The 25,287-nt window shown below is 63.2% G+C and carries 20 protein-coding genes and 2 pseudogenes; 9 read left to right on the top strand and 13 right to left on the bottom strand.

The window, feature by feature from the left end; translation table 11 throughout:
• Positions 1 to 33: 33 nt before the first annotated feature.
• Together D3880_RS18780 and D3880_RS18785 are read right to left on the bottom strand one after the other, a co-directional pair.
• Positions 34 to 2,340 (bottom strand): TonB-dependent receptor, encoded by a 2,307-nt coding sequence (locus D3880_RS18780; protein ID WP_119894940.1) that lies wholly within the window; start codon positions 2,338 to 2,340, stop codon positions 34 to 36.
• A gap of 182 nt (positions 2,341 to 2,522) precedes the next feature.
• Complete coding sequence (locus D3880_RS18785) at positions 2,523 to 3,686, bottom strand: type III PLP-dependent enzyme (protein ID WP_119894941.1); 1,164 nt, start codon at positions 3,684 to 3,686, stop codon at positions 2,523 to 2,525.
• 441 nt (positions 3,687 to 4,127) lie between these two features.
• On the opposite strand from D3880_RS18785, the gene D3880_RS18790 reads away from it, so the two are divergent.
• Both D3880_RS18790 and D3880_RS18795 read left to right on the top strand, forming a co-directional pair.
• A complete protein-coding gene (locus D3880_RS18790; protein ID WP_119894942.1) occupies positions 4,128 to 5,711 on the top strand; it encodes a peptide chain release factor 3 in 1,584 nt (527 codons plus the stop codon).
• A gap of 55 nt (positions 5,712 to 5,766) precedes the next feature.
• A complete protein-coding gene (locus D3880_RS18795) occupies positions 5,767 to 6,567 on the top strand; it encodes a TatD family hydrolase (protein ID WP_119894943.1) in 801 nt (266 codons plus the stop codon).
• Positions 6,568 to 6,682: 115 nt separating this feature from the next.
• Here the strand turns inward: D3880_RS18795 and D3880_RS23510 are convergent.
• A pseudogene (locus D3880_RS23510) lies at positions 6,683 to 7,198 on the bottom strand (methyl-accepting chemotaxis protein); the annotation flags it as partial.
• A gap of 390 nt (positions 7,199 to 7,588) precedes the next feature.
• Positions 7,589 to 8,680 (bottom strand): annotated as a pseudogene (locus tag D3880_RS23445) (methyl-accepting chemotaxis protein); the annotation flags it as partial.
• 229 nt (positions 8,681 to 8,909) lie between these two features.
• Between D3880_RS23445 and D3880_RS18805 the strand changes: the two are divergent.
• The gene (locus tag D3880_RS18805; RefSeq protein WP_119894945.1) at positions 8,910 to 9,800 is read left to right on the top strand and encodes an ROK family protein; all 891 of its coding nucleotides are present in this window, start codon (positions 8,910 to 8,912) and stop codon (positions 9,798 to 9,800) included.
• Positions 9,801 to 9,891: 91 nt separating this feature from the next.
• Here the strand turns inward: D3880_RS18805 and ampE are convergent, their stop codons facing one another.
• The 3 genes from ampE to D3880_RS18820 all read right to left on the bottom strand — a co-directional run bounded on the left by ampE (position 9,892) and on the right by D3880_RS18820 (position 14,032).
• The gene (ampE, locus tag D3880_RS18810) at positions 9,892 to 10,728 is read right to left on the bottom strand and encodes a regulatory signaling modulator protein AmpE (RefSeq protein ID WP_119894946.1); all 837 of its coding nucleotides are present in this window, start codon (positions 10,726 to 10,728) and stop codon (positions 9,892 to 9,894) included.
• A gap of 10 nt (positions 10,729 to 10,738) precedes the next feature.
• Entirely contained in the window at positions 10,739 to 11,287 is a 549-nt protein-coding gene (ampD, locus tag D3880_RS18815) for a 1,6-anhydro-N-acetylmuramyl-L-alanine amidase AmpD (protein ID WP_119894947.1), read from the bottom strand.
• A 438-nt stretch (positions 11,288 to 11,725) separates the two neighbouring features.
• Positions 11,726 to 14,032: a DUF1631 domain-containing protein gene (locus tag D3880_RS18820; RefSeq protein ID WP_119894948.1), complete on the bottom strand. Its 2,307-nt coding sequence runs from the start codon at positions 14,030 to 14,032 to the stop codon at positions 11,726 to 11,728.
• Between the two features lie 418 nt (positions 14,033 to 14,450).
• Between D3880_RS18820 and nadC the strand changes: the two genes are divergently transcribed.
• On the top strand, positions 14,451 to 15,299 hold the full coding sequence (nadC, locus tag D3880_RS18825) for a carboxylating nicotinate-nucleotide diphosphorylase (RefSeq protein ID WP_119894949.1): 849 nt from the start codon (positions 14,451 to 14,453) through the stop codon (positions 15,297 to 15,299).
• A gap of 221 nt (positions 15,300 to 15,520) precedes the next feature.
• Here nadC and D3880_RS18830 read toward each other — a convergent pair whose 3' ends face one another.
• The 4 genes from D3880_RS18830 to D3880_RS23220 form a co-directional block, all read right to left on the bottom strand.
• Positions 15,521 to 16,429 carry an ABC transporter ATP-binding protein gene (locus D3880_RS18830; protein WP_119894950.1) on the bottom strand — a complete coding sequence of 303 codons (909 nt, stop codon included), beginning with the start codon at positions 16,427 to 16,429 and terminating at the stop codon, positions 15,521 to 15,523.
• Positions 16,426 to 17,247 (bottom strand): hypothetical protein, encoded by an 822-nt coding sequence (locus D3880_RS18835; protein WP_238474376.1) that lies wholly within the window; start codon positions 17,245 to 17,247, stop codon positions 16,426 to 16,428. The genes D3880_RS18830 and D3880_RS18835 overlap by 4 nt, the downstream gene beginning before the upstream one ends.
• Positions 17,248 to 17,267: 20 nt before the next feature.
• Entirely contained in the window at positions 17,268 to 18,077 is an 810-nt protein-coding gene (locus tag D3880_RS18840; RefSeq protein ID WP_238474377.1) for a hypothetical protein, read from the bottom strand.
• A gap of 701 nt (positions 18,078 to 18,778) precedes the next feature.
• A complete protein-coding gene (locus tag D3880_RS23220; RefSeq protein ID WP_119894952.1) occupies positions 18,779 to 18,964 on the bottom strand; it encodes a prepilin-type N-terminal cleavage/methylation domain-containing protein in 186 nt (61 codons plus the stop codon).
• Positions 18,965 to 19,190: 226 nt separating this feature from the next.
• Here D3880_RS23220 and pilB point away from each other — a divergent pair, with 226 nt between their 5' ends.
• The 5 genes from pilB to yacG all read left to right on the top strand — a co-directional run bounded on the left by pilB (position 19,191) and on the right by yacG (position 23,934).
• A complete protein-coding gene (pilB, locus tag D3880_RS18850; RefSeq protein WP_119894953.1) occupies positions 19,191 to 20,894 on the top strand; it encodes a type IV-A pilus assembly ATPase PilB in 1,704 nt (567 codons plus the stop codon).
• Positions 20,895 to 21,023: 129 nt separating this feature from the next.
• The gene (locus D3880_RS18855) at positions 21,024 to 22,241 is read left to right on the top strand and encodes a type II secretion system F family protein (protein ID WP_119894954.1); all 1,218 of its coding nucleotides are present in this window, start codon (positions 21,024 to 21,026) and stop codon (positions 22,239 to 22,241) included.
• Positions 22,242 to 22,243: 2 nt separating this feature from the next.
• Complete coding sequence (locus D3880_RS18860; RefSeq protein ID WP_119894955.1) at positions 22,244 to 23,116, top strand: prepilin peptidase; 873 nt, start codon at positions 22,244 to 22,246, stop codon at positions 23,114 to 23,116.
• Positions 23,117 to 23,119: 3 nt separating this feature from the next.
• Positions 23,120 to 23,737 carry a dephospho-CoA kinase gene (coaE, locus tag D3880_RS18865; protein WP_119894956.1) on the top strand — a complete coding sequence of 206 codons (618 nt, stop codon included), beginning with the start codon at positions 23,120 to 23,122 and terminating at the stop codon, positions 23,735 to 23,737.
• On the top strand, positions 23,734 to 23,934 hold the full coding sequence (gene yacG, locus D3880_RS18870; protein WP_119894957.1) for a DNA gyrase inhibitor YacG: 201 nt from the start codon (positions 23,734 to 23,736) through the stop codon (positions 23,932 to 23,934). Before coaE ends, yacG begins: the two co-directional genes overlap by 4 nt.
• A gap of 159 nt (positions 23,935 to 24,093) precedes the next feature.
• Here yacG and D3880_RS18875 read toward each other — a convergent pair whose 3' ends face one another.
• A complete protein-coding gene (locus D3880_RS18875) occupies positions 24,094 to 24,783 on the bottom strand; it encodes an energy-coupling factor ABC transporter permease (RefSeq protein ID WP_119894958.1) in 690 nt (229 codons plus the stop codon).
• The gene (locus D3880_RS18880; RefSeq protein ID WP_119894959.1) at positions 24,780 to 25,205 is read right to left on the bottom strand and encodes a GNAT family N-acetyltransferase; all 426 of its coding nucleotides are present in this window, start codon (positions 25,203 to 25,205) and stop codon (positions 24,780 to 24,782) included. Before D3880_RS18880 ends, D3880_RS18875 begins: the two co-directional genes overlap by 4 nt.
• Between the last annotated feature and the right edge of the window lie 82 nt (positions 25,206 to 25,287).

Raw genomic sequence — 25,287 nt, forward strand, 5'->3', positions numbered from 1 at the left:
TGGGCGGGGCTTTGATTGCAACGGTTTAAGGCTTTAGAACTCGTAGCTAGCGGACAGCACCGCGCTGCGACCGTCGCCCGGTACCAGCGAGGAGGAGCGACCCGTCGTACCCGCGGTGGTGCGGATGCGGTCGTAGTACTCCTTGTCGAACAGGTTGTAGAGGTTCAACTGCAGGTTGAGCTCATTGTTGACCTCGTAACCCACCAGCGCGCTGTGCAGCCAGTAGGCCGGCACCTTGGCGCTGCCGGTGTTGGCGACGTTACGCTGGTCGACGAACTGCGCGCCATAGCCGACTTCCCAGCCCTGCGGCAGGTCATAGCTGGTCCACAGGCTGAAGGAGCGCGGCGGCGTGTTGGCCAGCGCCTGCCCTTCCTCGGCCAGATCGCTCGCGGAAGCGCCGGTCTTGCGAATCTCGCTGCGCAGCTGGGTGTAGTTGGCGAAGGCCTCCCAGTTGTCGGTGAGCTTGCCGGACAGCCCCAGCTCGAAACCCTCCACGCGCTGCTCGCCGTCCAGCTGGTAGCTCACCCCGGCACCGCTATCCACATCGACCCGACCATTGGTCTTGTCGACCCGGAACAGCGCGGCATTGACCGCCAGCCGCTGATCCAGCAGATCCCACTTGGTACCCAGCTCCCAGGTTTCGTTCTTCTCCGGATCCAGATTCTGCGTCTTGTCGTTCAGGCCGGTTCCGCTGGTGCCGCCCAGATTGCCGCTGCCGGTCAGGCTCTCCGCCGAAGGGTTGTAGGAGTTACCCCAGGCGACATAGATGGCGCCGTTCGTCGCTGGCTTGAACACCAGGCCGGCGCGGCCGCTGAACATGTCATCCGAGGAGTCCTGCTTGCCGCTCCAGGCGTACTGGCTGCCGTAACCCGGTACCACTGCTACGGTGGCGGTCTTGCCCTCACCCTCGTAGTGCTCGTAACGCAGGCCCAGGTTCAGCTCCCACTGCTCGCTCAACTCTAGGGTGTCGAAGGCGTAGAGCGCCCGGCTATCCAGCTCGGACTCGGCGCGGCCGGTATCCTGCTTGTTGGTCGGCCCGCTGTAATAACCCTCGGGATTGTGCAGGTCGAACAACTGGTTGGCGGCCAGGGTGTTGTAGCTGAAAGTGGTGCGCTCGTATTTCTCCTGAAAAATCTCGGCCCCAGTGACCAGGGTGTGGGCGATGAAGCCCGTATTGAAGTTCCAGGTCAGGTTGGTCTGATTGATCGCCAGCTTGGTGCTGTAATCGCGACCGAAGCCCGCCGCGCCGCCATAGGTGTATTTGCCGGCCGGCACGGGTCGAACCCCACCGGGCAACGAGCCGTTGGAGTCATAGGTGCCGGTGTTGAGCTGCGCGGCGGTGACCACGGTGGTGCGATCGGTTTCCGAGTAACGGGCGCTGTTGGACAGGCTGACCAGGTCGTTGAAGTCGTGCTCCAGCTTGACGGTGAAGCTGTCGATATCGGTTTCCTCGGTGTCCAGGTTGCGGAAACCGTAGTAGTTGTCGCGATCGACACCCGCCAACACCTTGCCGTTGAGGGCTGGCAGGCCGTAGTCCGGCAGATTGTCGTCGGACTGATGGAGATAGCTCAGAGTCAGGCGGGTCGGCGTGCCCAATCCGAAGCTGAGGGACGGCGCGATGCCCCAGCGGTCGTAATCGATCTGGTCGCGACCGGCCACATCGTTCTGATGGGCCATCAGGTTGAGCCGGAAGGCCGCCCCTTCGATGCCGTCCAGCTGCTGATTGGTGTCGGCGGTCAGGCGCTTGTAGTCATCGGTGCCGAGGCCGGCGCCGAGGGTGGTTAAGGTGCCGAAGTGCGGAGTCTTGCTGACCAAGTTGATCGAGCCACCCGTGGTGCCGGCGCCGGAGTAGACCGAGCTCGGGCCCTTGACCACTTCCACCGACTCTAGGTTGAAGGTATCGGAACGGCTGGTCTGGGCGCTGTCGCGCAGGCCATCGATCATGATGTTGTTGTTGGCGCTGAAACCGCGAATATTGATGCTGTCGCCCAGGCCGCCACCGCCCTCGCCGGCGGCGAAGGTGATGCCGGAAACGTTCGACAGCACCTGGCGCAGGCTCAGGGCGCCCTGCTCCTGAATGACCTCCTGCGGCACCACGGTGATGGTCTGGGGAGTGTCCAGCAGCGGCGCGGTGTACTTCGGCGAAGAGGCTTGCTCGACCTTGTAGCTTTTCGCCTTCTCCTGCTTGCCTTGCACATTCACCGCGCCCAGCTCCACCACTTGGCTCTTGCTGCTCTCTGCCGCCAGGCCAGTACAGGCGAAGGACGCAATGGCAAGACCGATAGCGGAAGCCAGCAGACGAGGCTGTGGCAAATTGGAGGACATCGCTTTCTTGTTCATAAGAATCACTCCCCAAGCAAAATGAGGCGCGATTCTATTTGAGAAACAATCTCAATCAACGATGGATCGTAACCTTTACAAACTCTTTACATATCTCCACGGAACTGCGCGAACCCAGCGGTTTCCCTAGGCCATAACGACGAAACCCCGGCAAGCCGGGGTTTCGTTAGCTGACACAAGGCTTACAAATAGAACGCCTTCAGCGGCGGGAAGCCGTTGAACTCCACCGCGCTGTAGCTGGTGGTGTAGGCACCGGTGGACAGCCAGTACAGGCGGTCACCGATCGACAGGTTCAGTGGCAGGCCGTACTTGTAGTTCTCGTACATGATGTCGGCGCTATCGCAGGTCGGCCCGGCGATGATGACTTCCTCCATCTCGCCCTTCTTCTCGGTCCAGATCGGGAACTTGATGGCTTCGTCCATGGTTTCGATCAGGCCACTGAACTTGCCCACGTCGGTGTACACCCAGCGCTCCACCGCGGTACGCGACTTACGCGCGATCAGCACCACTTCACTGACCAGGATGCCGGCGTTGGCGATCAGCGAACGCCCCGGCTCGAGGATGATTTCCGGCAACTCGTCGCCGAAGTCCTCCTTGAGGAAGCGGATGATTTCCTCGGCGTAGGTTTCCAGGCTGTTGGTGCGCTGGATGTAGTTGGCCGGGAAGCCGCCCCCCATGTTGATCATCTGCAGGGTGATGCCGTCTTCTTCCTTGAGGCGCTCGAAGATCACCTTGACCTTGGCGATGGCCGCGTCCCACACGTCGATGTCACGCTGCTGCGAGCCGACGTGGAACGACACGCCGTAGGGCACCAGGCCCAGCTGCTTGGCCAGGATCAGCAGATCGAGGGCCATGTCCGGGTTGCAACCGAACTTGCGCGACAGCGGCCAGTCGGCCGAAGTGGAGCCTTCGGTGAGAATGCGCACATAGATCTTGGCGCCCGGCGCGGCCTTGGCGATATTGCGCAGGTCGGCTTCCGAGTCGGTGGCGAACAGGCGCACGCCTTTGTCGAAGAAATAACGGATGTCGCGGGCTTTCTTGATGGTGTTGCCGTAGCTGATGCGCTCCGGGCCGACACCGGTGGCCATCACCTTGTCCAGCTCGTAGATCGAGGCGATGTCGAAGTTCGAGCCCTTGTCGCGCAGCAGTTCGATGATTTCCACGGCCGGGTTGGCCTTGACCGCGTAATACACCTTGGCGAACTCGAACCCGGCGCGCAGGTCGTCATAGGCCTGGCTGATGATCTGCGTGTCGATCACCACGAACGGGGTTTCTTGCTTGTCGGCGAAGGCCTTCATCTTCTGGAAGGTTTCGCGCGGGTAGTAGTCTTCGACCTCAATCGACATGCGTGGGACTCCAAATGGCAAAACAAACGAAAGTGCTTAGGGGTGGCGTGCGAAAGAAATCGCGATGCCTGAACGCCTGATCAGTTTCCCCACTTTGGTTCGCCTACTTCCCAAGGCATGTCGCCGAGAACGGGCCTGTGGCTCGCCTCTCGTCGTCAGTACTTGAGCCGGATGGATCGTTGCCAGCATGGACGTTCGGGCGCGAACTTTAGGACCATGGGGGCCTGAGATCAATCAAAAATTGCCGCAGTTTTGCCCCCTTTTGTCGCCAGTACGATTGACCGTTTCGGATTCAAAACAAAACGTCCGGAATGCTGCACAAATCCGTATTTTCCGCGGCCAAAACCGTTGCGCCGACCGGGCGCCGCGCGAGGGCGGTTTACCGATATAATCGCCGCCATTTTTGACAGACCGACTATTCGTCGACGGGTTCCCCTTGCCATGACCATTCAGGCCGCCGAAGTCGCCAAAAGGCGCACATTCGCCATCATTTCCCACCCGGACGCCGGTAAGACCACCATCACCGAGAAGCTCTTGCTGATGGGCAAGGCCATCGAGGTCGCCGGTACGGTGAAGTCGCGCAAGTCCGACCGCCACGCCACCTCCGACTGGATGGAGATGGAGAAGCAGCGCGGCATCTCCATCACCACCTCGGTGATGCAGTTCCCCTACCGCGAGCACATGGTCAACCTGCTCGACACCCCCGGCCACGAGGACTTCTCCGAAGACACCTACCGCACCCTCACCGCGGTGGACTCGGCGCTGATGGTGCTCGACGGCGGCAAGGGCGTGGAGCCGCGCACCATTGCCCTGATGGACGTCTGCCGGCTGCGCGACACGCCGATCGTCAGCTTCATCAACAAGCTCGACCGCGATATCCGCGATCCGATCGAACTGCTCGACGAAATCGAGGCGGTGCTGAAGATCAAGGCCGCGCCGATCACCTGGCCGATCGGCTGCTACAAGGACTTCAAGGGCGTCTACCACCTGGCCGCCGACAAGATCGTCGTCTACACACCCGGCCACGGCCACGAGCGCACCGAGGCGAAAATCATCGACAAGCTGGACTCCGATGAGGCCCGTGCGCACCTCGGCGATCTCTACGACCACTTCGTCGGCGAGCTGGAACTGGTCCAGGGCGCCTGCCATGCGTTCGACGAGACCGCCTTCCTCGAAGGCCGCATGACCCCGGTGTTCTTCGGCACCGCGCTGGGCAACTTCGGCGTCGACCAGGTGCTCGACTGCATCGTCGACTGGGCGCCGCCACCGCTGGCGCGCGCCAGCCACGAGCGCGTGGTGGAGCCTAGCGAGGAGAAGTTCACCGGCTTCGTGTTCAAGATCCAGGCGAACATGGACCCGAAACATAGGGATCGCATCGCCTTTATGCGCATCTGCTCGGGCAAGTACGAGAAGGGCATGAAGATGCGCCACGTGCGGATCAAGAAGGACCTGAAGATCGCCGACGCCCTGACCTTCTTCTCCTCCGAGCGCGAGCAGCTGGAGGAAGCCTGGGCCGGCGACATCATCGGCCTGCACAACCACGGCACCATCCAGATCGGCGACACCTTCAGCGAAGGCGAGGTGCTGGGCTTCACCGGCATCCCGCACTTCGCCCCGGAACTGTTTCGCCGCGTGCGCCTGAAGGACCCGCTGAAGTCCAAGCAGCTGCGCCAGGGCCTGCAGGAGCTGGCCGAGGAAGGCGCGACCCAGGTGTTCTTCCCCGAGCGCAACAACGACATCATCCTCGGCGCGGTCGGCGTGCTGCAGTTCGATGTGGTCGCCAGCCGCCTGAAGGAGGAATACAAGGTCGAGTGCGCCTACGAGGCGATCAATGTCTGGTCGGCACGCTGGATCGAGTGCGCCGACAAGAAGAAGCTCGAGGACTTCAAGGTCAAGGCCTTCGAGAACATCGCCATCGACGGCGGCGGCCACCTCACCTACCTGGCGCCGACCCGGGTCAACCTCAGCCTGATGGAAGAGCGCTGGCCGGACGTGAAATTCCGCGCCACCCGCGAGCATCATTAAGTCGCACTGCGGGCTGCTGCTTGCAGCCCGCCGCCCGGCGGTCGACACTGGCCGCATGCAGCTGATCGACACTCATACCCACCTCGACTTCCCCGATTTTGACGCCGACCGCGCCGAACTGCTGGCACGCAGCCGCGCCTTGGGCGTCGAGCGGCTGGTGGTGCTCGGCGTCTACCAGAACAACTGGCAGCGCCTGTGGCAGCTGGTACAGCAGGACGACAGCCTGTACGCCGCCTTCGGCCTGCACCCGGTCTACCTCGACCAGCACCGCCCCGAACATAGGGATGAGCTGCGCGACTGGCTGCAACGCCTGGCCGGCCATCCCAAGCTCTGCGCGGTGGGCGAGTTCGGCCTCGACTACTACCTCGACAGCCTCGACCGCGACGCCCAGCAGGCGCTGTTCGAAGCCCAGCTGGCACTGGCCGCCGAGTTCGAACTACCGGTGCTGCTGCACGTGCGCCGCGCCCATGCGCCGACCATCGCCACGCTCAAGCGCGTTCGCCTCAAACGCGCCGGCATCATCCACGCCTTCGCCGGCAGCGCCGAGGAAGCCAAGGAGTACCTCAAGCTCGGCTTCAAGCTCGGCCTCGGCGGCGCCGCCACCTGGCCGCAGGCCAACCGCCTGCGCAAGACAGTCGCCGGCTTGCCGCTGGACGCCGTGGTGCTGGAGACCGACGCCCCCGACATGGCCCCGGCGATGCACCCACAGCAGCGCAACAGCCCCGAGTACCTGCCGGAGATCTGCGCCGCGATGGCCGAGCTGATGGGGGTCAGCGCGGACGAATTGGCCAGGAGCAGCAGCGAGAACGCGCGAGCACTGTTCGGCTGGACGGGTATCGGTCGTAGGGTGGGTTGAGCGCAGCGATACCCATCGATGATTCGCACCGCGTGGGTATCGCTGCGCTCAACCCACCCTACGAAAACGGCAAGGCCCGCCATTGGGCCGGCCTTGTCACTACAGCTCCAGGGGCTCAGACGCGGAAGGCGCTGATCAGCTGCTTGAGCTGCGCCACCTGGCCGCTCAGCTCACGACTGGACTGCTCGGTCTGGCTGGCACCCTCGGCGGTGCGCTCGCCGGCGCGGTTGATCTCGACGATGTTCTGGTCGATGTCATGCGCCACCGCGGTCTGCTGCTCGGCGGCGGCGGCGATCTGCTGGTTCTGGTCGACGATCATGCCCACCGCGCCGAGGATGTTCTCCAGCGCCTGCTGCACCTTGCCCGACTCGCTGACCGTGCCGTCGGCCATCTGATGGCTGACGCTCATGGTCTTCACCGCCGCGCCGACGCCGCCCTGCAGCTTGGCGATCATCTTCTCGATTTCTTCGGTCGACTGCTGGGTACGCTTGGCCAGGTTGCGCACCTCGTCGGCCACCACGGCAAAGCCGCGGCCCTGCTCACCGGCGCGCGCGGCCTCGATGGCGGCGTTGAGGGCCAGCAGGTTGGTCTGCTCGGCAATGCCCTTGATCACGTCGAGCACCTGGCTGATCGAGGCGCTGTCGCTGGCCAGTTGGTTGATCACCGCCACCGACTGGTCGATTTCGCTGGCCAGCCGCTGGATGCTGCCGACTTGCGACTCCACCAGGGCCCGGCCGCTGACGGTCTCCTGATTGACGCTCTGCGCGCTGCCGACCGCGGCTGCCGCGCTGCGGGCGACCTCCTGGGCGGTGGCGGACATCTCGTTCATCGCCGTCGCCACCTGCTCGATCTGGCTGCGCTGACCGGCGACCGCCTGGTTGCTCTCGCCGGACACCGACTCGACGCGGCCGGCCTGGCGCTCGACTTCGACCACGGTGCGGCCGACCCGCTCGATCAGGTGGCGGATCTTCGCCACGGTGCCGTTGAACAGCTCGCCCAGTTCGCCCAACTCGTCGCGGCTCTGCGCCTGGAAGCTGACGGTCATGTCGCCGGCGGCAACCTTGTCCATCACCAGGCCGAGACTCTTCAGGGTGGTGCGGGTGGAAACATAGAAGGCGGCGTACAGGTAGCCGATCAGCACGAACACCAGCACCAGTGCCGCAATCAACGCGAACATCTGCACACGCTTCTGCGCCAGGCGCTGCTGCAATTGCTGATCGAGGAACACCAGTACCGCATCGTTGAGCTGGTAGGTCTTGTCCATCGCCACGCTGAGCTGGTCGTAGAATGACTGCCAAGGCATGTCGAGGGTGTCGGCCACCACCACCTTGTCCTCGATCAGCGTGGCGCTGTCCTTCAACGTCGCCTGGCTGGCGGCGGCCAACGCCTGCAGGGCATCGCGCGCGGCCGGGCTGCCGGCGAAAGCGTTCTGCAAGTCCAGGCCGTACTCGGCGTGCCGCTTCTCAAGGGTCTGCAGCAATTCATCGAGCTTGCCGCTGGAAGAGGAGTTGAGGAAGCCCTGCCCAAGGGCGGAGGCACCGACCGAGCGGCCGGTGCTCAACGCCGCCGTGATCTGCGGCGTCACCGCGATGACCAGCTCGCTGACCTGGCGCACTTCAATCTGGCTGTCCTGGGTGAAACCCGCCTGGGTCGCCACCAGCTGGATGAACACCTGGGCGTTGCCGAGCAACTTCTCGACCTGGGCGCTCTTGCTCTGCAGCGAGGTTTCCGCCTGCACGGCCTTCAACGCCGCCAACAGCTCGTCGCGCTTGGCATTGAAGGTTTCCACCTGCTCGGCGTCACTGACCACCGGCGCCAAGCCCTGTAGCAGGCCGACCAGTTGCTGCTGCAGCTGGCTGATGCGCGACTCGAGATCGCCGGCCTTACCGGACTGGCCGATCTGGGCGTTGATCTCCACCTGGTCATTGAGGCTTTCCAGGTCGCGGCGCAGCTTGAGGCTGGCACCCAGCAAGTCAATGCTCTCGAGCTCGGCGCGGGTGGCGACGTTCTGGCGATAGGAGTCGCGGACCAGGTAGAAGTTGGTGACCAGCATCGGCAGGAAGAACAGCACACTGATCAGGCTGAATTTCATACCGAAACTAAGACGATTCATCAGCGCGATGGCCGGATACAGCACGGTCTTCACAAGACGTCTCCTGTTCGCATTATTGTTATGTGTCCGCGACGGGTGGCGAAAACCTTCTTAAGGCAAGCCCACTCCGTCCAGGCGAGTCGAACTGTGCCCGTCGATCAGGCAGATCGGCGTGACAGATGGCACGGGGCCAGTTCGGGTGTTCTGTATACCTAATATCGACCAGCCGCTCTGTAACTTAAGGTTAAAGATGCCCCCATCCCTGCGCCTCGGTGTCGACCTCGGCGGCACCAAGATTGAAATCATCGCCCTGGAAAACGGCCGCGAGCGTCTACGCCGGCGCCTACCCACCCCGCAAGGAGACTACGCGGCGACCCTGGCCGGCATCGTCCGCTTGGTCCAAGAGGCCGAAGCCCAGCTGGGGCGCCAGGGCAGCCTGGGCGTGGGCATTCCCGGCACCCGTTCGCCCGATCACGGGCGGATCAAGAATGCCAATTCGGTGTGCCTGATCGGCCAGGACCTGCAGGGTGATCTCGAACAGCGGCTGCAACGCCCGGTGCGCCTGGCCAACGATGCCGACTGCTTCGCCCTGTCGGAAGCCGCCGATGGCGCCGGTGCCGGGGCGGGCACGGTGTTCGCCGCCATCCTCGGCACCGGCGTGGGCGCCGGAGTGGTCATCAACGGCCGGTTACTCGGCGGGCCGAACGGCATCGCCGGCGAATGGGGGCACAACCCACTGCCCTGGCGCAGCCCCGCGGACGGCCCGCCACGGCGCTGCTACTGTGGCCTCGACGACTGCCTGGAAACCTTCCTCAGCGGTCCCGGCTGGGCCGCACGCAGCGGTCTGGAGCTGGACGCCGACGCCATCGCCCGCGCCGCCGGGCGAGGCCAGCCGGCTGCCGAAGCGGCACTGGTGCGTTACTGCGAGCAACTGGCCCGCGGTCTGGCGGCGGTGATCAACCTGCTCGATCCGCACGTGATCGTGCTCGGCGGCGGCCTGTCGAACATCGCCGCGCTGTACCAGCGCGTGCCATTGCTGCTGCCACACCATGTGTTTTCCGACCGGGTCAACACCCGCCTGCTGCCCGCCCGCCACGGCGACTCCAGCGGCGTGCGCGGCGCCGCCTGGCTATGGAATTGAACGCCCGAGGCAGCCTGCAGGATGGGGTTGAGCGAAGCGATACCCATCGCTCGACCCCATAAGGATTTCGCCGCCGGCTAAACAGATACCTTTAGAGGAACAGCGTCCACAAGGCCAAGGCGGCGTACCAAAGCACCGCGGCACGCACCAGTAACTGCCAGAGCTCGTCCAGGCTGGCGACGCCGGCCTCACCGAGCACCAATTCCGGCAGATCGCCGGCCGCGCGGCCCACTTTGACCATCAGCTGCGCGGCGGAAACCTCCCAGCTGAGCAACTCATGCAGCAATACCCGACTGACCGCGACGAAGTTGCCCACCAGCGCGAAGCTGGCCGCCAGCACCCGCACCGGCACCCAGTCGAAAGCATGGCGCAGCTGCAGCGCCCGCTCGCGCAGGGCCGGCAGCTGCGCATGCTCGCCCGTCAGCGCCAGCAACCGATAAGCCAGCGCCGCCACCGGCCCGAGTAGCGCGTACCAGAAGATCACCGCGAAAAAGCTCTGATAGGCCTGCCATACCAGATAGCCCTGCACGCGCAGCAGCAGCGCGCTGCTCTCCTCGGCCTCCAGCGCCAGATCGCGCTCGGCGACGTGATAGGCCGCCTGGCTGTCACCCCGACGCCAGGCATCGCGGAACGGCCCGAGCGCGGCCAACAGATCGCCACGGCCGAGGCTGTAGATCAGCACCAGCAGGTGCACCGGCAACGCCAGCCAGCCATGTGCCAGCGGCTGCAGAGTCAGCAGCAGCGCAGTCAACAGCGCCAACGGCAGCAGCACCAGCAAAGCCAGGCTCAGCCAGGGCAAGGCGGCCAGCCCCGGGTTGGCTTCGACCCTGGCCAGCTCGCGCAGCCAGGGCCCGTCATGCTGCACACGCCGGCGCCAGGCGGAAAACTTCTCCACCCACAGCACCAGCAGAAGCACCAGAAAACTCATCGTTACCCCCTCAATCTGTCAGCGCGGCACGCAGCCGCGCCCAATCGAAACACGGCCCCGGATCGGTCTTGCGCCCCGGCGCGATATCGCTGTGACCGCAAATGCGCGCCACGGTGATCGCCGGATAAGCCTGCTGCAGCTGCCGCGCCAGGTCGATCAGCGCCGCATACTGGGCCTCGCTGAACGGCTGGTCATCGGTGCCTTCCAGCTCGATGCCGAGGGAAAAGTCATTGCAGTTCTCGCGCCCGTCGAACCGCGAAACCCCGGCATGCCAGGCCCGCTCCCGACAGGAGACAAACTGGGTGACCCCGCCGTCACGCTCGATGAGAAAATGCGCCGACACTGTCAGCGCCGCGATGCCGGCGAAATACGGATGCTCATCCGCCCGCAGGCGGTTCTGGAAAAACTCCTGCACCTTGCCCGTGCCGAACTGCCCGGGCGGCAGACTGATGTTGTGAATCACCAGCAGAGACACCTCGTCCTGCGGGCGCGCATTGCAATTGACCGAGGGGCAGTGGCGAATGCCCTGACACCAGCCCGTATGAGGATCCAGCTGCATAAGAACTCCTTGCGTTGCCCCCACTCTAGAGCAGCGCCCCCGCCCGGCCAAGCGCTGACCGGCAATCCCCTGCCCCGGCAGCGTCTGGACGGTGGATACCTAGCCCGGATGCAATCCGGGCGCAGACGCCGCCGCTTCCCGGATTGCATCCGGGCTAGGTAGCTAATTCGTAGGATGGGTTGAGCCTGTGATACCCACCGAGCTGCTAATGATGGGTATCGCTACGCTCAACCCATCCTACGGGCCTAAGTGTTGAGCAGCGTTTTCGTAGGGTGGGTTAGCCGCGTAGCGGCGTAACCCACCAGCGCTGTCGCCACGAACATCGGCGTCCGGCAGGGTCGGTGGGTTATGCCTACGGCTAACCCACCCTACGAAAACTGCCCCCAAAAACGACAACGCCCGGCGGGTTGGCCGGGCGCTGCATGGGCGGGCTGGGACTCAGGCGCCCTTGAGCCGGCGCAGGTTACCGATCACCGACTCCAGCGCCCGATCGAACAGCAGCGCATCGTCGAGCAAGCGGATGGCGCCGTGACGGAATTCCACCGCCAGGCCCATGCGGGTCTTCTCCAGCACCTTCATGCCGGTGCGATTGACGAACACATACTTGCCGGTCGGCTTGATCAGCGCCGCCAACTTGCAGCGCAGCTTGTGCTCCTCGTCTTCCTGGAACTCGACCCAGCTGCCCACCCGCAGGTTGTCCACCTGCAACAAGGCCTCGTCGTCATCCGCCAGGCAGACTTCCGGTTCCGCCAGCCGGCTCTCGCCGGGCGCCAGCAGGACGATTTCTTCGACCACCGCGATCATCGCCGGCAGCTCGACCGCAACCGCGACCTCTTCAACCGGCGGCAACTCCAGCAACGGCGCCTCCGGCGCGGCACCAGCGGCCTCTGCCACAATCTCGACGGCGGCCTCAGGCTGCTCGGCCTCTGACAGCTGCCGCTTGAAACGCTGGAACGCCTGCACGTGCAGGGCTTCCAGGCGGCTGAAGAACTCGCTGGTGGAGAATGGGTCGAACGCCGCGCTGGCCATGCCCTCACGCAGCGCCTTGAGCAATCCCGGCACCAGTTCGAGCAGGCGCAGACGGGCTTCCGGGTCCTCGTGCGGTTCGACGCTCCACACCAGGTCATCCATGGTCGCCAACGCCGCCTGCCACTCCGCCGAGTCCGTCCCATGCTTGAGGCAGGTCAGCATCAGCACCTTGCTCCAGGCCTCCTGCAGCAAACGCACCACCACCTCGGGCAGGGTCTTGCCCAGCAGGCGCTCGTTCAGCGCCTGCTCGACTTGTCGGCGGGCCAGTTCGGCGCGGGCCCTGCCCTCTTCGGCATCGCGGGTGCGCTGCTCGAGCAACTCGCTGCGCCGCCGCTCGGCGCCGGTGAAGGCGAGGAAGTCGGCGAGCAGCTCGGAGAAAATGCCCGGGTCATCGACAAAATCGTTGAGCAAACGCTGCACCACCTGCTCGATCTTCTGATACAGGCTGTCGCGCTGAGTGTCGTCCTGCTCGCCCCAACCCAGGGCCGCCGAGGCGATTTCATTGAGCAAGCGTCGCGCCGGATGGCTGCCGCGGCCGAAGAAGGTCTTGTCCAGCACCGCGACCTTGAGCATGGGGATCTGCAGCCGGCCGATCAGGGCCTTCAGCGAATCCGGCAAGCTGCGGTCATCGAGAATGAACTCGAACAGCATGGACACCAGGTTGATGACATCCTCGTCCACCTCGCCCACCACCCGCGCCCGACCGCTCTTGGCGCTGGCGCGCCCGAGCAGCTGCTCCAGTTGGTGATGCAGATCGAAGTCGGCCGCCGCCTGCGTCGGCAGGCGTTGCTGCAGGTGCGACAGCAGGCGCATCAGGTCGTTGCTGGAAATCGGCACGGCATCGGCCGGCAGCTCACGGCGCGGCATACCGGCGCCACGGACCTCGGACAGCAGCGCCTGCAGCGCCCCGAACACCTCCTGCATGCCCTCGTCGGCATAGCCAGCCACGCCGGCAAGCACCGCCGCGCCGCCCTGGCCTGCACGGCCGCCTGCATGCTGCGCACCTGGGCGGCGCGGCGCCGGCGCGGACTTCAGCTCCGGCAGCACTCCGGCCGCGACCAGCGCTTGGTTGGCCTCGCCATACAGCTGGTCGAGATCGCTGAGCACGTACTTCTCGAACAGCTTGAGAATGATCAGCTTGACCCGGATTTCCACCCCGAGGCCGCCGCAGGCCTCGAGGAACAACCCGCAGAGCGACATGGGCCCGAGCGGGTTGCTCTTGTCGTCGAGCTTCTTGCTGACCAGCGCGTTCAGGCGCGTGGTCAGGTGGCTGACGGCGACGCCGTCGCGGCTCATCACCTTGGCGACCATCGAGTCCAGCGCCACCCGTTCCTCCAGCTCGTCGTTCTGGATCAGCGCCAAGCTGTCAAACGACAGCGTACCCAGCTGCGGCACCCGGCCGATTTCGTACTGATTGAGGGTGGAGAACGACTCGAAGATTTTCTGCAGGAAGCCACGCTCGATATTTTTGCGCTTCAGGCGCAGATCGCGCATGGCCTCGAAGAAGCCGCTCTGCTCGGCATTGCTGGTCGCCCGGTCGGCCATCTCGAACAGCGTGTCGTCGGCGTTATCGAACAACGCCTGCAGCGCCTGCTTGAGTTGCTGCGCAGCCCTGTCACGCAGATTAATCAACGCCACGGGCAGTCGTCCTACCGGCGAGTTCGGCGAGTGCTCAGGGGCGACCTTGTTGAGGTGCACCACTTTCGCGTCGGTCATTGCGAGTCTCCTGCAGGCCACCCCAGCTAGGGATCAGCAGCCTGCACAACAATCAATTGAGCGTCATCCTAACGTCAAAGGGCCGGCGTCAAAAAACAGAAGTCATTATAGAGAGCAAAACCCGGGCTCCAAGCAGACTTTCCCTCCGGACATGACTCGCGTCACAGATGGCTCTTGACCTGCCGATTACCGCCACTGCGGCCAAAACCCGAGTTGGCAGCAGAAATACCATGGCGCCTAGCAATCACGCTGCACCAGCCGTCGGCTATCCCTATAATCGCCACGCCCGGGAAGCCATGAGTCGCGAGCGCTGCCATCATTAGGCGGAGTGCGGGCATTCTCGCCATCGCCACCCGAAGACTCATCGCCCCGAACCCAAGCACGATTCACTCGCGCAGATGCCACAGCGGAGCCCAGCATGCCCAACCTGACCCTTGCCAACCTGAGCGCCGAGATCGAGGCCAACGTCCGCCGCGCGCTGGCCGAAGACCTTGGCAGCGGCGACATCACCGCCCAGCTGATTCCCGCCGAACGCCTGGCCCACGCCACCATCATCACCCGCGAAGCGGCGGTGATCTGCGGCACCGCCTGGGTCGATACGGTATTCCGCCAGCTCGACCCGCGCGTGGCGGTGCACTGGCAGGTGCGGGACGGCGAGCGGGCGGCGGCGAACCAGCCGCTGTTCCACCTCGAAGGCCCGGCCCGCGCCCTGCTCAGCGGCGAACGCAGCGCCCTGAACTTCTTGCAGACCCTCTCCGCCGTCGCCACCCGCTGCCGCCACTACGCCGACCTGGTTATCGACACCCAGGTCAAGCTGCTCGACACCCGCAAGACCTTGCCCGGCCTGCGCCTGGCGCAGAAATACGCGGTCACCTGCGGCGGCTGCCACAATCACCGCATCGGCCTCTACGACGCCTTCCTGATCAAGGAAAACCACATCGCCGCCTGCGGCGGCATCGCCCAGGCTATCGCCGCCGCGCACAAGATCGCCCCCGGCAAACCGGTGGAAGTGGAAGTGGAAAGTCTGGAGGAACTAAAAGAGGCGCTGGAGGCCGGCGCCGACATCGTCATGCTCGACGAACTGAGCCTGGACGACATGCGTACCGCGGTTCAGCTCACCGCCGGGCGCGCCAAGCTGGAGGCCTCGGGCGGAATCAACGAAAGCACCCTGCACACCATCGCCAAGACCGGGGTGGATTACATCTCGATCGGCGCGCTGACCAAGGACGTGAAGGCGGTGGATCTGTCGATGCGCTTGAGCTTGTAAGAGGGCTGGCGCCGATAGCATCCCGTGCGCGCAACTGCTGTTTTTGTAGGATGGTTAGCCGCAGGCGTAACCCATCGATGCAAGGTCGTTATGGGTATTGCTGCGCTCAACCCATCCTACGGCTTAACGCGATAGCCCCGGCGATACATCGCGATAACGAAGCTTACTTGATAACCAGCCAGGCCGTTATTGAACCGCCAGCAAGATCAATGCATTCACCCTCAGACAGTCTTACCAGCAGACCCTTCAAGGATTTTGAAAAATACGGTCTCCAGCGAGACCGCTGGCTTGATAGTCAGCAGATGGCCGCCCAGCTGATTGAGCTGGGCGATAAAAGCCGGCAGCTCGGCCTGGGCCACCTCGCACTCGTACTCACCCACGCGCAACGCCTTGGCGTCAACCGCTATGGGCTGGTCGGCGCTGTAGCGCACGCTCATCTGGTCGGCACGCTCCGCGACCAACTCCCGCGGCGAGCGCACGGTGAGCAGTTCACCCTTGTTGATGAAACCGAACCGGTCGGCGATGCGCTCGACATCATGCAGTACGTGGGAGGTGAAGAAGATCGCGCCGCCCTGATGCTTGTATTCGTTGAGGATATCGACCACATCCTTGCGCCCGACCGGATCGAGGCCGGATAGCGGCTCGTCGAGCACCAGCAGCTTGGGCTGCACCACCATGGCATGAGCCAGCGCCACGCGCTGCACCGTGCCCTTAGACAGCTCGCGAATACGCCGCTTGGCCGAAGCCGCCACCGAGAAACGCTCCAGCCACTGCAAGCACCAAGCGTCGGCATCCTTGCGTTTGATGCCGTACATGGACAGACCCATGCGCAGGATTTCCAGCGGCGTGAACTGCTCGTAGAGTGCCGGCGCCTCCGGCACGTAGGCCAGATCTCGACGCGCCTCGGCGCGATGGGCGTCGATGCCGTACAGGCGCACCTCGCCCTGGTAATCGTTGATGATGTCGAGCATCACCTTGATGGTGGTGGACTTGCCGGCACCGTTGGGCCCGACGAAGCCGAACACCTCGCCCTCCACCAGGTTGAAACTGACGTCGCGCAGGGCGCGCACGTGCTTACCCTTGACGTGATACGTCTGGCTGACCCCTTTGAATTCCAGCGCCGCAGTCAAGGCTGATTCTCCATCCCGGCAATCTTCAATTTCTTCAATTCGATACGCCCCTTGCTCAGCTCGTAGCCGAGGCGCAACGGGTCTTCCGGCAACGCCGACAATTCATGAGCGGCCACCAGCTGCTGCAGATCGGTCAGCGCACCATGGACCCGCTCGTAACGGCGCTGCGCATCGCGCAGGGCGACCAAGCCTTGCAGGCGAACGACGCGCTTGTCGAGCATACCGCGCAGCTTGGAGTCACTAGCGGCATCGCGCTGTTGAATCAAGTAATCCAGGGCCAACTTTTCATCCCTGAAGGTTTCCGCCTGCAGCATCACCGCCAGCTTGCGAAAACCTGCCGCATTGTTGGTCGCGCGCTGAGCCGCCAGTTCCAGCGCACGGCTGGCCTCGGCAATATCCTTATTGAAAAACGCCTGGTTGAAGCCATAAAAAAACGCCGGCAGCTCATCCCAGAAACGGCACTGCATGGCCCGGCGCAGCACCTCAGTGCCCTCACGATCCGCCCCGCCCCAGGTGAGCAGACCGTTGGCCAGATAGTAGTTGTCTTCATGGCAGGGATTGAGCTCGGCCACCTCCTGCTGGGCACGGACCAGGTAGCCGGTATCCGCCTGCCCCCAGTCCACCCCGGTGGCGGCCAGGCGCATGGTTTCCAGGTTGGCCGCCAGGAAGCGGTCACCACCGAACAGCGCCAGCAACACAGGCGCGGCGATCACCACCCGCCCCTCGATGACCGGCGCCGCCTGCTCGGGCACTTGGGCGCGCCACTGCGAGGCCACGGAAAACACACCAAACCCGAGCAGGGCCAGCAACAGGGGCAAGAGAGGTCGGCAGCGCATGATCAGCTGAATCGCTTGCGTTGCAGCGCCCACATCGACAGCGCCAGCAGGGCGATTGCATAGCCCAGGCTGGAGAGCAGCAACCAGGGCCAGTCGGCGGGGAGAAACTCCAGCTTGCCGTAGAGCGCGACCATGCGCACATCCAGCGCACCGAGATCCGGCAGCAGATAGCCCAGCACGCCCAGGCTGGCGCGATAGCCCCCGGCGTTGCTCACCAGCCCGGCATCGCGGCCGAGCAACTCGACGATGGCGCCGTAGGAGCGCGCCACCAGCATAAAACCGAAGGTGCCGATCAAGACGAAGCTCGACGTCGAGGCCACCACCGCCAGCAGGGTCGCCAGCGCGGTTAGCACCAGCAGGTCGAGCGCGATGAAGACGCTGACGATCAGGTAGGGCTGGCCCAGCGCCACCGGCGTGGCCTGCGGGTAGATGCCAGCGATAAATTGCACCAGGCCGACCTGCAACACGCCCAATGCCAGCAACAGGCCCAGCACCAGTGCCAGCACCGCGGCGAAACGGCCGAGCAACAGGTTGCGGCGTGCTCGCGGGTAGGTCAGCGAGCAGAGGTAATAGCGCTTGTCAAACTCGCGCGACAGCAGCTCCTGCACCAGCAGCACGATCAGCAGCGGCACCAGCAGGCGGATGGTGGAAAAGCCCACATCCAGCGCCACAGTGACCGACTGGCGACCGCCGAAATAGGCGGACAACAGCGTGGCCAGCGTTACAACAATCAGGACGCCAGCAGCCATCCAGGCGAACTTCGCCTTAAGTGCCAGACGCAGTGCATTGAGGAAATCGCGAAAGATCGGCATATTTGACAGGGCAGAGTCTGGATAAAATAAAAATCGACGTAAGCGTGGGGCTTTGCGCCGAATGCATTAAAAGAAAAAATAACAGCCTGATTTATGCAAACGGAGAATATCGGGATTGGTGCCGGCGCGCGGTAAACGACGGAAGCGCCTTCGACGCCCCACCCTACAAGCCTCCAATCTGATTTTTACAAAACCAATAAAAAGGGAGAGTTACCTCTCCCATCAGCAAGAAGATCAAAGATCAAGGTATTGCAGGCAAGTTCGCAGTTGCACGACCTTCCGCAAGAGCAGCAGTGCAAGCTGCGCCACCCGGATACTGCGACGTAACAGTGCCCGCCAAAGTGGTTGCAGAGGCATAAGCTGGCCCTGTCGTCACAGTTGGGGCAGTAGTTGTGCAGTCTTCATTGCCGTTAAGACCAGTAGCAGCATTACCATCAGTATTAACGCACACAGGAACAGAGCGCTGAGTCGTTCGACCGGCCGTATGGCATGCAGATATTGCAACTGCACGAGCATTACAGGAAACACCCGCCGCGACCCCGCTGCTCACACTTATAGACACGTCCTCGTTCAAAAGAGCGCAATCAGCAATACGAACAACCCCAGTAGCTGGAAGCTGTACAGCAGACGCTGCTCCAGACGCCATCAGACCTGCAAGCAACAAAGTAATTTTTTTCATTTCTATGTCTCCAGAGTACTGATTAGCGCAGCGATGAAATAATTGCGGTAATACCATTCTTAGCATCAGCTACCGCGGACGTATCGTTAGCCTTGGCGCGATATTCATTGAACTGCGGAATGGCGATAGCGGCCAGAATGCCGATGATCGCGATCACGATCATCAGCTCGATCAGGGTAAAGCCTTTTTGCTTCTTGAGGGACTTCATGGAAATGCTCCTATGTAGTTAAGGTCGGCGACCCGCGATCTGCGATGCAGGTGCCATGCCAACACCCAACAACCCAGCCAACAGACACTTCGGCATTTCGCCCCTCACCGCTAGCCACTCAACGAAGTCATCAACTGACACTTTTGGTCACCTCAAATTGCAGCGCTTGGGCTTTACTGCCTCATTGGGCTATAACAGCGCCATCCTCCTCCTTGCGTATACACAAATGAACGACAGCGTCTCTCTCTCAGGCCTGGCCCGGCAGATGGTGCTGGCCGAATTGCTGGATGAAAAAAGCGCACAGCAAGCCCAGCAGCAGGCCCAGCGCAACAAGCTGCCGCTGGTCACCTACCTGGTGCAGAACAAGCTGGTGAAGAGCCGTGCCCTGGCCGAACTGGCCGCCGAGCAGTTCGGCGTGGCCTTCGTCGACCTCAACTGCATTGATAAAGAGGGGCAGCCCAGGGAACTTGTCAGTGAGAAGCTGATCCGCCAACACCGCGCGCTGCCACTCTGGCGGCGCGGCAACAAGCTGTTCGTCGCCCTGTCCGACCCCAGCAATCACCAAGCGGTCACCGATATCCAGTTCAGCACCGGGCTGACCACCGAAGCCATCCTGGTGGAGGACGACAAGCTGGGCGACGCCATCGAGAAATTTTTCGAGACCGCCAACAGCGGCCTGGAGGAACTCGCCGATGTCGATCTGGACGGCCTGGATATCGAAGCGGTCGATGATGACAAGCAAGACAGTGTCGCCGGTCAGGACGCAGACGACGCTCCGGTGGTGCGCTTCGTCAACAAGATGCTGCTGGACGCCATCAAGGGCGGCTCGTCCGACCTGCACTTCGAGCCCTACGAGAAGGCCTATCGTGTCCGCTTTCGCACCGACGGAATCCTCCACGAAGTGGCCCGCCCGCCAATCCAGCTGGCACCGCGCATCTCCGCCCGCCTCAAGGTGATGGCGGCGCTGGACATCTCCGAGCGGCGCAGGCCGCAGGACGGCCGGATCAAGATGAAGGTGTCGAAGACCAAGGCCATCGACTTCCGCGTCAACACCCTGCCGACCCTGTGGGGCGAGAAGATCGTGATGCGGATCCTCGACCCCACCAGCGCGCAGATGGGTATCGATGCACTGGGTTACGAGGAAAACCAGAAAGACCTGTACATGGCCGCTCTCAAGCAACCGCAGGGCATGATCCTGGTCACCGGCCCCACCGGCTCGGGCAAGACCGTGTCGCTTTATACCGGCCTGAATATTCTCAACACGATCGACGTGAACATCTCCACCGCCGAAGACCCGGTGGAAATCAACCTGGAGGGGATCAATCAGGTCAACGTCAACCCCAAGCAGGGCATGGACTTCTCCCAGGCCCTGCGCGCCTTCCTGCGCCAAGACCCGGACATCATCATGGTCGGCGAGATCCGCGACCTGGAAACCGCGGAAATCGCCATCAAGGCCGCGCAGACCGGCCACATGGTGATGTCGACCCTGCACACCAACAGCGCCGCGGAGACCCTGACCCGCCTGCGCAATATGGGGGTGCCGTCATTCAACATCGCCACCTCGGTCAACCTGATCATCGCCCAGCGTCTGGCGCGCAAGCTGTGCAGCCACTGCAAGAAGGCCGTCCAGATCCCTCACGAAGCACTGCTTCACGAGGGCTTCCCGGAAGACAAGATCGGCAGCTTCAAGCTCTATGGCCCGGTCGGCTGCGAGAATTGCAAGGGTGGCTACAAGGGCCGAGTCGGGATTTATGAAGTGGTTAAAAACACCCCGGCGCTGCAGCGGATTATCATGGAAGAAGGCAACTCCATCGATATTGCCGCGCAGATGCGCCAGGATGGCTTCAACGACTTGCGCGCATCCGGTTTGCTGAAAGCCATGCAAGGCATCACCAGCCTCGAAGAGGTCAACCGCGTGACCAAGGACTAACGACCCTGATTGCTGCATGAACGCATCCCGACGGGGCTGAGGATGCGGTAACCAAGCCGATAACAACTAAACACTGAGAACTACCTGCTCAGGACACCCAGAGACAGGTTCTCCAGCTAGGGCGCAGAGATGGCTGAAAAAGCATTAAAAACCAGTGTGTTTACCTGGGAAGGTACAGACAAGAAGGGCGCCCGCATCAAGGGTGAACTGAGAGGTCAAAATCCCGCCCTGATCAAGGCACAGTTGCGCAAACAGGGCATCAACCCGACCAAGGTGCGCAAGAGGTCCGTCTCGCTGTTCGGCGCCGGCAAGAAGATCAAGCCCATGGATATCGCCCTGTTCACCCGGCAGATGGCGACCATGATGAAGGCCGGTGTACCGCTGCTGCAGAGTTTCGACATCATCGGCGAAGGTTTCGACAACCCCAACATGCGCAAGCTGGTGGACGAGCTCAAGCAGGAAGTGGCCGCAGGCAACAGCTTCGCCAGTTCCTTGCGCAAGAAGCCCGAATACTTCGACGATCTCTACTGCAACCTGGTGGACGCAGGCGAGCAGTCTGGCTCCCTGGAAGCGCTGCTCGATCGCGTCGCCACCTACAAGGAGAAGACCGAGGCGCTCAAGGCCAAGATCAAGAAGGCGATGAACTATCCGATTGCGGTGATCGTGGTGGCCGTCATCGTTACTGCCATTCTGTTGATCAAAGTGGTGCCACAGTTCAAGGCGGTATTCGAGGGCTTCGGGGCCGAACTGCCAGCATTTACCCTTATGGTGGTGGGCGCTTCCGAATTCCTTCAGGAATGGTGGTTTCTTTTCTTGGCCGCCATCATTGGCGCGGTGTTTGTGTTCAAGGAGGCACACAAACGCTCGGAGAAATTCCGCAACTGGGTAGACCGCACCCTGCTCAAACTGCCCATCGTCGGCGACATCCTCTATAAATCGGCGATAGCCCGTTTCGCACGAACGCTCTCCACCACCTTCGCCGCCGGCGTACCGCTGGTCGATGCACTCGATTCGGTGGCCGGTGCCACCGGCAACGTGGTTTTCCGCACCGCCACCAACAAAGTCAAAAGCGACGTGTCGACCGGCATGCAGCTCAACTTCTCCATGCGCACCACCGGCGTCTTTCCCTCCATGGCAATACAAATGACCGCCATCGGCGAAGAATCCGGTGCGCTGGATGAGATGCTCAGCAAGGTAGCGACATTCTACGAGGACGAAGTGGATAACATGGTCGACGGCCTGACCGCGCTGATGGAGCCCATAATCATGTCCGTGCTCGGCGTGCTGGTCGGCGGCCTGGTGATTGCCATGTACCTGCCCATCTTCCAACTCGGCAACGTTATCTAAAAATGCCTGTTCTCGACCTTCTGGCCAGCCATGTGCTGGCCTTTGTTTTGTGCGCCCTGGTGCTCGGCCTGCTGGTCGGTAGCTTCCTCAACGTGGTGATCCACCGCCTTCCGAAGATGATGCTCAGCGACTGGAAGGCTCAGGCCCGGGAAGTGCTCGACCTGCCTGCCGAATCGAGCGGCGCCCGCTTCAACCTGATCCTGCCGAACTCGCACTGCCCGGCCTGCGGCCACGAGATCAAGCCGTGGGAAAACATCCCGCTGTTGAGCTATCTGGCCCTGCGCGGCAAATGCTCGGCCTGCAAGGCGCCCATCAGCCCGCGCTACCCCCTGGTGGAGCTGGCGTGCGGCCTGCTGTCGGCCTATGTCGCCTGGCACTTCGGTTTCAGCTGGCAGGGCGGCACCATGCTGCTGCTGACCTGGGGGCTGTTGGCGATGAGCCTGATCGATGCCGACCACCAATTGCTGCCCGATGCCCTGGTGCTGCCGCTGCTGTGGCTGGGCCTGATCCTCAACCAGTTCGGCCTGTTCGCCAGCCTGGCGGATGCTTTGTGGGGGGCGATCGCCGGCTATCTCAGCCTGTGGTCGGTGTACTGGCTGTTCAAGCTGGTCACCGGCAAGGAAGGCATGGGCTATGGCGACTTCAAGTTGCTGGCCATGCTCGGCGCCTGGGGCGGCTGGCAGATCCTGCCGCTGACCATCCTACTGTCCTCGCTGGTCGGTGCGGTGCTGGGGGTGATCATGCTGCGCCTGCGCAATGCCGAAACCAGCACGCCCATCCCGTTCGGCCCCTACCTGGCAATTGCCGGCTGGATCGCTTTGCTCTGGGGTGATCAAATAACCGGAACCTATCTCCAGTTCGCCGGTTTCAAATAATTGATGACACAGCCAACCCCCTGGATTCTCGGCCTCACGGGCGGCATCGGCAGCGGCAAAAGCGCGGTCGCCCAGCACTTCATCGACCTCGGCGTGCATGCCGTGGATGCCGACCACGCCGCGCGCTGGGTGGTCGAGCCCGGCCGGCCGGCGCTGGCGCAGATTGCCGAGCATTTTGGCGAGGCGGTATTACTGGCGGACGGCCAACTGGATCGCGCCGCATTGCGCACGCGGATTTTCCAGAATCCGGAGGAGCGCCGCTGGCTGGAAGCCTTGCTGCATCCATTGATTCGCCAGGAGATCAGCGAACATCTGGCCCGCGCCGATTCGCCCTACGCCATTCTGGTGTCGCCACTGCTGATCGAATCCGGCCAACATCAAATCACCCAGCGCATACTGGTGGTAGACACCTCCGAGGAGCTGCAGGTGCAACGCACCATGCTGCGCGACCGCACCTCAGCCGAACAGGTGCAGGCCATCCTCGCCGCCCAGGCCAAACGCGAGGAGCGCTTGCGCCATGCCGATGACGTGCTGGTCAACGACCGCGACTTGGGCTGGCTGCACACCGAGGTCGAACGCCTGCACCGTTTCTATCTGACCTTGCGCGGAGGCCAAGCATGAGCCAGTCCCCCATCATCAAATGCCCGACCTGCGGCGCACCCGTCGAATTTGGCCCGCAGAGCCCACACCGGCCCTTCTGCTCGGAGCGCTGCAAGCTGATCGATCTCGGCGCCTGGGCCGCCGAGGAGCACGCGATTCCCGGCGACCCGCTGGAAGACGAACTGTTTTCCGGCCAGCTGCCGCCGCGCGAGCACTGAGAGCCCACGGCGGAGCCGTTCAGATTCGTAGGGTGGGTTAGCCGAAGGCGTAACCCACCAACCCTGCCGAACACCGGAGTCCAGGGCGGCAGCGCTGGTGGGTTACGCCGCTACGCGGCTAACCCACAAAAGCCGTGCCCTAAAGCCAACCAGGGCCACTCAGCGCGGCGGCTCGTCGTCCTTCCAGGGCGCTTGCAGATAGCGCGTGCGATTGAAGGTTTCCAGCCATTCCGGCTGGAACACCACCAAGGCGCTGATCACCATGCCGTTGATAAAGGCCTCGGGAAACATCACCAGCCACAGATAGCCGGCAAAGTCCTCCAGCCAGGGCGGCAGCGGAAAGCGTCCGTCGACCACCAGCACCGCCAGCCCAGCCAGCAGGCAGGCCAACGCCGTCAGCGCCGCCGGAAAGAACCCGCAGCAGAAGATGTAGACGAACAGGTTGCGTGGCTGCCGGCGCTCGACCCACTGCGCACAGGTTTCGGCGATCAGCACCGGGATGCCCACCAGCAGTAGGCCGTTCAAGCCCACGGCGAGGAAGTCCTGGCGCCCGATCGCCACCAGCCCCAACTGCGCCACCAGCCCGCCGAGCAGCGCCAGCGGCCAGTCGAGCAGCAAGGTCACCGCCGTCATGCCGATGAAATGAAAGGACAGGCCCGAGGCGAAGTCCCGGCGCACCAACCACAGCATAAACAGCAGGAATACGGCGCCGAGCAGCAGATGCTGCCGACGGGTATCGCTGAACAACTCCAGCCACGGCGCCCGCCAGATCGCCCAGAGCAGCGCCGGCAGATAGAGCCCCCAGCCGATCGTCATGCTCGCGGCAGACAACAGTTCGGCAGCAATCATGGCGATTCCTCGCTGTGCGAGTAGACCTGAATGTCGCCGCGCGCCTCCCAGGCCGCCTGCGCCGACCAGAAGGCCAGCGACTCCGGGGTGTCACGCAGAACGAAGACGTGGGATTTCTGCACCCCCAGCCCGGCCAACTGCTCCAGCGCCCGCCGCAACAGGGCGCGCGCAACGCCCTGGGCCCGATAGGGCTGATCCACCACCAGGTGCTGGAGATAGCCACGCCGTCCGTCATGCCCCACCAGCACACAGCCCAGCAACCGCCCCTGCCGCTCGCAGAGCAGGCTCAGCCCCGGGGTACGCTGCAGATAGGCGCAAAACGGCACGAACTCATCCTCGGGACGCAGACGCAACCCCGGCGTCCGCCGCCACAGTGCGAGCAGAGCCGCGTGGTCATCGGGCTCGATGGGACGGATCGACATCGCAGTATTCCAAAACCTCTTTGCCGCCAGTCTACACCGCGCAAAGAGCGGACATAGAGCGCTCGCCTGACGATCGCCACCT

The sequence above is a fragment of the Pseudomonas cavernae genome (assembly GCF_003595175.1).
Taxonomy (GTDB): Bacteria; Pseudomonadota; Gammaproteobacteria; order Pseudomonadales; family Pseudomonadaceae; genus Aquipseudomonas; species Aquipseudomonas cavernae.

Coding starts and splice junctions, on each gene's coding strand:
- D3880_RS18790 (WP_119894942.1), top strand. CDS start 4,128: ATGACCATTCAGGCCGCCGAAGTCGCCAAAAGGCGCACATTCGCCATC.
- D3880_RS18805 (WP_119894945.1), top strand. CDS start 8,910: ATGCCCCCATCCCTGCGCCTCGGTGTCGACCTCGGCGGCACCAAGATT.
- D3880_RS18795 (WP_119894943.1), top strand. CDS start 5,767: ATGCAGCTGATCGACACTCATACCCACCTCGACTTCCCCGATTTTGAC.
- D3880_RS18785 (WP_119894941.1), bottom strand. CDS start 3,686: ATGTCGATTGAGGTCGAAGACTACTACCCGCGCGAAACCTTCCAGAAG.
- D3880_RS18875 (WP_119894958.1), bottom strand. CDS start 24,783: ATGATTGCTGCCGAACTGTTGTCTGCCGCGAGCATGACGATCGGCTGG.
- D3880_RS18820 (WP_119894948.1), bottom strand. CDS start 14,032: ATGACCGACGCGAAAGTGGTGCACCTCAACAAGGTCGCCCCTGAGCAC.
- ampD (WP_119894947.1), bottom strand. CDS start 11,287: ATGCAGCTGGATCCTCATACGGGCTGGTGTCAGGGCATTCGCCACTGC.
- D3880_RS23220 (WP_119894952.1), bottom strand. CDS start 18,964: ATGAAGTCCCTCAAGAAGCAAAAAGGCTTTACCCTGATCGAGCTGATG.
- ampE (WP_119894946.1), bottom strand. CDS start 10,728: ATGAGTTTTCTGGTGCTTCTGCTGGTGCTGTGGGTGGAGAAGTTTTCC.
- coaE (WP_119894956.1), top strand. CDS start 23,120: ATGACACAGCCAACCCCCTGGATTCTCGGCCTCACGGGCGGCATCGGC.
- pilB (WP_119894953.1), top strand. CDS start 19,191: ATGAACGACAGCGTCTCTCTCTCAGGCCTGGCCCGGCAGATGGTGCTG.
- D3880_RS18780 (WP_119894940.1), bottom strand. CDS start 2,340: ATGAACAAGAAAGCGATGTCCTCCAATTTGCCACAGCCTCGTCTGCTG.
- yacG (WP_119894957.1), top strand. CDS start 23,734: ATGAGCCAGTCCCCCATCATCAAATGCCCGACCTGCGGCGCACCCGTC.
- D3880_RS18860 (WP_119894955.1), top strand. CDS start 22,244: ATGCCTGTTCTCGACCTTCTGGCCAGCCATGTGCTGGCCTTTGTTTTG.
- D3880_RS18880 (WP_119894959.1), bottom strand. CDS start 25,205: ATGTCGATCCGTCCCATCGAGCCCGATGACCACGCGGCTCTGCTCGCA.
- D3880_RS18855 (WP_119894954.1), top strand. CDS start 21,024: ATGGCTGAAAAAGCATTAAAAACCAGTGTGTTTACCTGGGAAGGTACA.
- nadC (WP_119894949.1), top strand. CDS start 14,451: ATGCCCAACCTGACCCTTGCCAACCTGAGCGCCGAGATCGAGGCCAAC.
- D3880_RS18840 (WP_238474377.1), bottom strand. CDS start 18,077: ATGCCGATCTTTCGCGATTTCCTCAATGCACTGCGTCTGGCACTTAAG.